The following is an 8,216-nucleotide window of genomic DNA, read 5'->3' as shown; positions in this document are numbered from 1 at the left end:
GCATTATACCAAACTACTGATTCTCCACTACCTGCCGTAGCGGTAGCAGTCAAGGTTTGAACAATCGGAGACGTGGCACATGCCGTTTGGTCTGGACCACCAATTGAAGAATTTGGCAGGGACGGATCAGTTAAAGTAACATTGAAACTAGTTGTTGCACTACAACCTGTAGCAGTCCATTGGTATCTGATGTTATTATAAACTCCCGCAGGTGCGTTAATTACCGCAACACCAGCTGTTACAACAACATTAGTAAAAAAATGGGTTACATTAGCTGCATCTTCATATATAAATCGATCACTATAAGTACCATCGTCAACACCTACCAAAACCATATTTATAGCACCATTCCCTCCACAGGTAGTTGGATTTGTTGACGAACTTGAAGTTAATGAAGGACAAACAGTGAATGTAGCAATATAATTATCCCCACCTGTACCATCACTATTAGCATCATTAATAAATCCTATCCCATCCGAACAACCAGTATTCCCGCCATTATTCCCGTCAATTCTATAATAAATTTCCAATTCGTATTTCCCTTCATTCCTTAATGTTAAATCACTAACACCAGCTGAACTATTTAAACCAATCGGGGTATTTGTACCTGTTACCCTATTTAATTGCCACTTCTGCCAAGTATCTGAACCAGTTGAAAGACAAGAACCATTACCGTCATTATATTTATTAGTTGTAGGAGTTCCGCATCCAGCATAAAAATATATTGGATGACCAGCAAAAGATCCTGAAATAGACCTAGTCACATCGTTTACCCTATAAAATAATTCTGGATCACAAACGTTTTGCGCCGAAGTTTTTATTGTTTTAATTTCGCTACCCTTAAGGACTAAGGTTCCTGAACTGGAAAAGTGACTGCTGAAATTTCTTCCATGAAATTTGTCTGTTGTCCAATCACCTCCACCCGGCATGATAGCATTAATCTGTGCCGAATATCCTCCGGCAGCATTCGTTGTTGTATTAAAAAACTGGTCACATTTGGTACATCCAACATCAGTTCGTTTCATCCAAACAGCCGAAGCGTAGGGATTGACTTGCGAGTAAGACACCAATCCCGTCAGGAATACTAGCGCAACTAAAATTTTACGTAATGATCTCATATGCAACATTATTTTTATTAATTGTGAGTTGTGTTAATTTATTTTTTTGCAATATTAACAAATATATTCGGATATTTATTTTAAAATATATAAATTTATTTGGTGTTTTTTTTCACTCTATTGTAATATTTTTTTTCCGTGCAATTGCATTCCAAATTGACATGAAATTTTCAACAAAATGGTTTTCAAATTAAATTATCAATAAAGCTTCTAAAACATTAAAATCAAGAATAAACTGAAATGCTTAATAATAAGCAAAACATCACAGTGTGGTTGAAAATATAAACACCTAAATTCTTTCGCCAAAACAGCATTGCTCTTAGCTGTGATTTCTACCCTTATATCGTTAAATGATTTGAAAAATTCAAATATCTAAAAAATATCAATATATTTTAAATAAAATCCAAATATCATAAAAAAAAGGCAATTAATTTATAATATACATATTTCCTTAATAATAGTGTGGTATGTTATGACTTTAAATAAATATTATCATCACCTACAATTCCACCTGCTATACATTTTATCAATTCAAATATTAAACAAAGTCATTAACGTATAATAATTTAAATACTCAATAAAATTCAGGGTATTAAGAAAATGGATTTACTTCTTTAAAGATTCAAATAAAACCACCCATAGAACATCAATCAAAATTTTTATTAAAAAAAAGAGGTTGTTTAAAAATTTTAAACAACCTCTTTTTATATTTTACTATTCTTTAATCAACTTCTGTATCGATTTCACTCCGTCAACCGTAGTTGCCTTGACAAAATACATTCCTTTAACCAAATTTCCAATTTCAAAATTGGCATCGGTTTTGAAAGAGCCTTTGAATTGTTTTACGGTTTTCCCGGCAATGTCATAGATATAAACTTCTGACACTTCAACATTCATTTTAAACGCACCTGAAACTGGATTTGGATATAACTTTATTTGAGATGACTGAGCACCTATGTCATTAGTTCCTAAAGTAGAACAATCTTCCACTACCAGAGTTCCGCTAGACATGTTATAACATGTATTTTTATTTACTCCCGTAATATCGGCAGTTTGAGGACCCGTACTACTTTTAGTGAAAAGTATATTGGTACTTGCTATATTACTAAATGTATATGAATAATACCCCGCAGTATCAGGACCTGTCATCGCTTTTCCTGGCCAAGTAGATCCAACCAAATTTGCTGCTGGCAAAGCATTCCAGTGATGAACAAAAACTGTAGTTCCCCAAGCTGTTGGCGGTTTGAATTTTACAGTTATATTACCCAAAGTTAAAAAAGTATAGGTTTGAGAAGCAACACCTGAAAATAAACCTTCTGAATCTTTAGCAATCGCCTTAACAGTTGTGGTTGCTGAAACACTTAATGGAGCTGTATAAACCGCAGAAGTAGCAGTAGGAGTAGAACCGTCTGTAGTGTAATAAATTGTTGATCCTGTTTTGTCATCTGTTGCAGCAATGGTAACGGCAACCGGAGTACCAGCTACATAAGAAGCCCCAATAGGCGTAATCGCAACACTTGGAGCGAAATTAAGAGCTGATTTAGACCAAACCGCATAATCTGTACCAAAAGCATTTAATACCCAACCCGTTCCAGGGTCATAACTTCCTGGCCCGATTTTTACAACTATTTTATTATCAATAGTAGCAGAATAAAAACTACCTGAATTTGTAACAACTACAGAACTGTATGCGTTAATTCCATTCGTTTTTCGTATCGTCGTTAATTTATTTATAGCCGTTTCATTAGCCGTGTAAACAACCGTTACACCATCTTTTTTATAGGTCCCACCGTAATAATGAGGGAAAAATATACATGGAATACCAGGATGTGTAAGTATATAAGCATATGCTTTCATGATATTATCATTAGACACAAAACTACCCGATTTAACAAAGGTATCGTGATTATCTACAAAAGTAACCGCCTTATCAGCATACCCAAACTGGCCTGCCAATCCTGGATTTCCAGTTAGAGCTCCATAATTACCACTATTAAACGCTGGTTGTAATGCGTTATAATAAAGTGCAAAATCAAAGGCAGCTGATTTTTTCCCAGTTCCGTCTATCCAACTTTTCAAAGTGGCTGAATTTCCATCCCAATACTCCCCTACAGATGCGTATGGAGATGATGCGGTGATATAATCTCCAAAATAACTGGCAGAAAACCCTTTAGCGACATCCCATCTCCAGCTATCAAAACCAAGCGCTTTCAATCGAGTTAAAAATTCTTTTACTCCACTTTGTACTTGAGCATTCGTATGATCTAAATCTCTACCTCCAGGAAAATCTTCTCCAGTGTCAGGATTACCACATGGTCTAACCCCTGTAATTGTACCTGTATTTGCTTCATCTGTACTAGTAATAGAGTGACAATCCCAAGTCGGGTTTGTAAAATCGGTCCAGTTAGTTGATCCACCTCTGTGATTCACAACGATATCAGCCATCGGGTGAATTTTTGGAGTTGAAGAATTTAAAGTATTCAAAAGCGTTGTTAATTGCGCCTCCGTACCGTATGAAGTTTGACTAAAGTTAAATAATTCAGTAGGAATATACCCTGTTCCACCTGTCGATTTACTCGGTGGCGGCATCCAAAGCACATTAATTCCAGCTGCGGCGTATCCTCCTGCACGGTTGTTCAAATAGTTATACAAACCGCCTTCTGATGAAACGGAAGTCTGGGTATAGACGTCCCATCCAAAAGCTTGCATCATAATATCATTTACGTTTGCAGCTGATTGTGCTGAAACTGTCGATGACAGTGGAGAAACAATAAACATCCCTAATAGGAGAATGTTTTTTAAAATAAATTTCATATTCATAATTTTTTGGGTTAATTGGTTTTGGTAATATGGTTAATAAAAAAGTACTTTATTTATATCATGTAAAATGATAATTTATTTGGTTTATTTTTGATGAAACTGCAAATATTCTCTACTTTAATTACGTAAAATTAAATTATATTTTTGCATTTGATGTTAAAATTACTAAAATATTGGCTTGTTCAACACGTGTAAAATTTAATATGGTTACGAAATCGTAGTAGTGTTAATAAATTATTAAAAAATAAATTGTTCTAGCGGTAATTTAGAAGTGTTATTAAAGATTTTGATTCAATAATAAAATTCAATTTGACAATAATCGTTATATAAAGACTAAACCAATATTATTCACGAAAAACACAGCTCAATGAAAGTAAATCAAAATTTCATTGACCAGAAACAAAACCATACTAAACCATTTAAAAACAATAAATTGCAATCAAAATTCAACCCAGCAAAAATAACCAGAATCAAGGGAAGTTAGTTTAGGATGAATTTATATTATTTCACAAATTTAAAAGCAATACAAATTGTTATAAAAAAAGCACTTTTGATTTTGAAGTTATTCAAAAGTATAATTGAGGAAGATATTATTCAGTATGACACATTAAAAAATGAAGGTATCGAAATTTGAGACGTTAATTATATATTTCAGAAGAACACATCACTTTTTATCAAATCGGCAAATATCAAGGGTATTTGCTAAAGGGATTCCAAATTCAATATGATCAAACAATGCTTTTGCCATTGCGGGTCCAAGCATTACGCCACGAGTACCTAACCCATTTAAAATATGCATTCTTGCAAAATTTGGATGAGTTCCCAGCAAGGGTTTTCTATCTTTAACCGTTGGACGAACCCCTGCCAAATGGGATACTATTTCAAAATCAACGGTAAGAATTTCTTTGATCCTGTCGATTAATTCTTGCCTTCCTTCTTCGGTTGGAATAGGCGTCTTGTCTTCCCAATTGTAAGTCGCACCTACTTTAAATAAATCATTCCCAAGCGGTAAAATAAAAACACTGGCATTTATAATTGCATCTAAATTTAAACCCGGAGCTTTAATGATGAACAACTCGCCCTTAGTTCCATCCAAAGGCAAATGATTAAAATAAGGATTGGAATGCATTCCAAAACCTTCAGCAAAGAGGATGTGTTTTGCTTGAATAACTTTATATCTAACACAATCATTCGTAACTTCTAATACATTATAATCAAATACTTCATCTAAAAAAAAATTGCTTTTAATTAAATATTCCTTGTATTTTTCTAACAATAAGGCGACATCTACATAGCCCGTTTGCTTAACTTCTCCGAAATCATATGGAGAATCGATACCATTATACGTTCTAGAAATGAGTGTCGTGGAAAGAAATTGAGACAACCCCTCTTTATCCGAAGCAACAAACCAATTATTTTGCTCTTCAACTGAAAAAAATTTTCGTAAAATAGGCAATTTGAAATCGAACTTAGAATTCAATTTTGACTCAACGGTTTTATAAAACTCATTCAGTAAATTTAATTGTTCCTGAGCTTGCCATAATTTGCTAAACCTTTTTAATATTACAGGATTGTATAATCCTCCGGCAATTTTAGAAGAATTTTGCAAATTGGCATCTACTACAAAAACAGTCTTGTTATTTTGCAAAGCCTGTTCCGCAAATGAAATTCCAGCTAATCCTGAACCAACAATTAAGTAATCAATCATATTTTAAAAATAAAAAAAACTCTTACCAAAATTGATAAGAGTTTTAAAGTTTATTGAAAGTGAAATTAGTAATTCCACATATCTTGTTCGAAATCTCGGATTTTGTCTTTAACCCGTTCGGATTCTAAAAGTTGCATTTGTGAATTTTCTTTCATATACTCTGCAATTTCTCTATCACCAAATATATTTTCTTCCTTGTAGATAACCGCATTAAACCTACGCGAATTCAACAAATCGTCAAATGTAATTGGCATGGCAGAATTTCTATCATTAAAAGCTTTTGCATCATGCAGAATATCTCTAGCTGCAGGAAAATAAATCCAAAAAAGTTCAATATAATCTTGTTCTTCTTTTCCAATAGTAAAAACATCAGGAACAATAGGACACAATCCAATCAAACGATATTTTAATTCACTTTGTCGTTTATCAAAATACCAAAATCCTTTGATTTTGTAATCAGAAACATCAATAGCCGTAATATCCGTTTTTACAATATACTGAGGATCAATAGTAATACCAGCATTAAACTGTTCTCTACCAGCATCTGTGGTATCGATCTTAGACAATGACGCTTCAATATCTTTCATTGTTTTTTTGGTGTTGAAATAACTGTCAGAATAAACTTCAGTTAATTTTCCTTCACGTATGGCTCTTGTTAAAACATCATACAATGGTCTTCTATCTTTACCAATATTTGCAGTATCAATTGGGTAGTACATTGGAAAATTGATTCTTTCATCCAAATCAATGATTTCCCAAGTAGTTTTCCCCATCAATACATCTCTGTCATGAACGTATCCGTAAGGTAATGGCTTGTCATTATCGGAGATTAATTGAGCCGCAGTCTTCTTCCCTATCTCAGCCGGAACTTTTGCATTAAGCAAATTCGATTGCGAAAAAGAAGAAAAACTCCCAACAAGAAATGCAATTACGATTAAAAAATTTCTATACTTCATGTCTGTAAATTAAATGTTCTTAAGCAGAAAACGGTCTAACTTAAATATTATTGTATTTCATAAATTACTGGAGCTGTTCTTGGCAACATATAGTTACCAGCACCAGACAATTTGGTTTTAATTTCAGAAATAGTAACTTGATCACCTCTTCCCGCTTTTGAAAGTACTGCTGCACATTGAGCATTCATTTTATTGCCTTGAACCACAACAGTAGGCTGTCCAGCAACTTTTAAATTAAACCCAACTACATCTAAACCCACTTCAAAATCAAAATCAACCAATTTAGCGCCAACAGATGAAACTGCTAAACTAGTTTTAGGTCCTTTTACCACACCCATTTCTCCTCTAATAGTTCCAGTAGGACCAGGAATTCCTTTGATTCTAAAAATTTTCTTGTCTGAAACTTTTGAGTTATCAGGCAAAGTACCCGTAACATTGATAGTTACTTCTGTTCCTTGTCCAGGACTCATTTTGAAAGAACCTGGTTTTCCAGCAGAGCTTAGACCCGGAGCACTAGCTGTAACTTTATCAGCAGAAATACCCGCGAATGATATTGTCATTGGATTAACAACACCTCTATATACCACATTCATCTTATCAGCAGAAATGGTTGCAGAATTTGGTTTTGGAACAACAACGTAATTCCCTTTAATAGGTAAACTAACCACTTTTCCGTTTTCGTCAAAGTTGAAAGAACCAGATATTTCATGCTCACCGATAGCACCTGCTCCGAATGAAAAGTCTGCCTGTCCGGCCGTAGCTTTCACAGAAGTTCCGTTTACAATAACCGATTTAGCTACTAAATTTGGATCAAATTTTCCAAGTATAATTTTCCCTTTTACGGCTTCTCCTTGAAAGAAAGCAGTTTTTTCAGGAACTACAATTGGTTGGTAAGCTGTTAGCGATGCTGCGGCAACCAAGTCAGATTGGAACATTCCAGTCATTACATCACTTTCCGTTGCTTTAATATCCGCTTGTAATTGTGTCAATTTAGTAACCGATGCTATAAGTGGAAAATGATGAAAATTATAATCCAACCATGGCAAATTAGCTCCTGCTTTTTCAGAATATACTGGTAGTGTAGCAAATCTTTTTTCGATTTTTTTCATTTCCACATCTGCAATAGAACTTCCACAAATTGCTTTAATTCTACCTGGATACCCTTGAATTAATTCTAAAAAGGCCTTTGCCTTAGGAGACTCTTTATCTCCGTGGTAAAACATATTGTCAATATCATCACTTTTATCCATTTGCTCACAAGGATACATCCCTGTTTTTGGATCTATAGGGAATTTTTTAGTGGCTGTAGTTTTGATCTCTTCAACAAAGTTAAAAAATTCTTTACTCATTGCTCTAAGCTTTTCCACTTTAGCCTTCTTGTCACCATATTGACCTGGTTGATCCGAAGCTTTTTGAGCTAACTGTTGAAATGAAGATTCATTTCTGGTATCAGTAATTGCATTAGATTCAACAATTTTATTATTTAATATTCCAAAAGCTGATAATACTTCTTTTGACATATTTAATGCTAACATCGAGATGAAAACCAAATACATCAGGTTAATCATCTTCTGTCTAGGGGTTAATTTTCCTCCTGCCATTTTTTCTAATTAG

Annotated in this window: 5 protein-coding genes; all 5 read right to left on the bottom strand. The window is 34.0% G+C overall.

Going from position 1 to position 8,216, the window contains the following annotated elements; all coding sequences use genetic code 11:
* A partial coding sequence (locus tag DB895_RS12750; protein ID WP_133242677.1) for a hypothetical protein occupies positions 1 to 1,118 on the bottom strand: 1,118 nt, incomplete at its 3' end.
* 714 nt (positions 1,119 to 1,832) lie between these two features.
* The gene (locus tag DB895_RS12740; RefSeq protein ID WP_166426977.1) at positions 1,833 to 3,932 is read right to left on the bottom strand and encodes an FN3 associated domain-containing protein; all 2,100 of its coding nucleotides are present in this window, start codon (positions 3,930 to 3,932) and stop codon (positions 1,833 to 1,835) included.
* Positions 3,933 to 4,602: 670 nt separating this feature from the next.
* Positions 4,603 to 5,646 carry an NAD(P)/FAD-dependent oxidoreductase gene (locus tag DB895_RS12735; RefSeq protein ID WP_116725749.1) on the bottom strand — a complete coding sequence of 348 codons (1,044 nt, stop codon included), beginning with the start codon at positions 5,644 to 5,646 and terminating at the stop codon, positions 4,603 to 4,605.
* 65 nt (positions 5,647 to 5,711) lie between these two features.
* On the bottom strand, positions 5,712 to 6,602 hold the full coding sequence (gene porN, locus DB895_RS12730; protein ID WP_116725748.1) for a type IX secretion system ring subunit PorN/GldN: 891 nt from the start codon (positions 6,600 to 6,602) through the stop codon (positions 5,712 to 5,714).
* 47 nt (positions 6,603 to 6,649) lie between these two features.
* A complete protein-coding gene (porM, locus tag DB895_RS12725) occupies positions 6,650 to 8,203 on the bottom strand; it encodes a type IX secretion system motor protein PorM/GldM (protein WP_116725747.1) in 1,554 nt (517 codons plus the stop codon).
* Positions 8,204 to 8,216 lie beyond the last annotated feature (13 nt).

Origin of the sequence: Flavobacterium psychrotolerans (assembly GCF_003097635.1) — a bacterium.
GTDB lineage: Bacteria > Bacteroidota > Bacteroidia > Flavobacteriales > Flavobacteriaceae > Flavobacterium > Flavobacterium psychrotolerans.
This window is presented reverse-complemented; position numbering and strand designations above follow the sequence as displayed.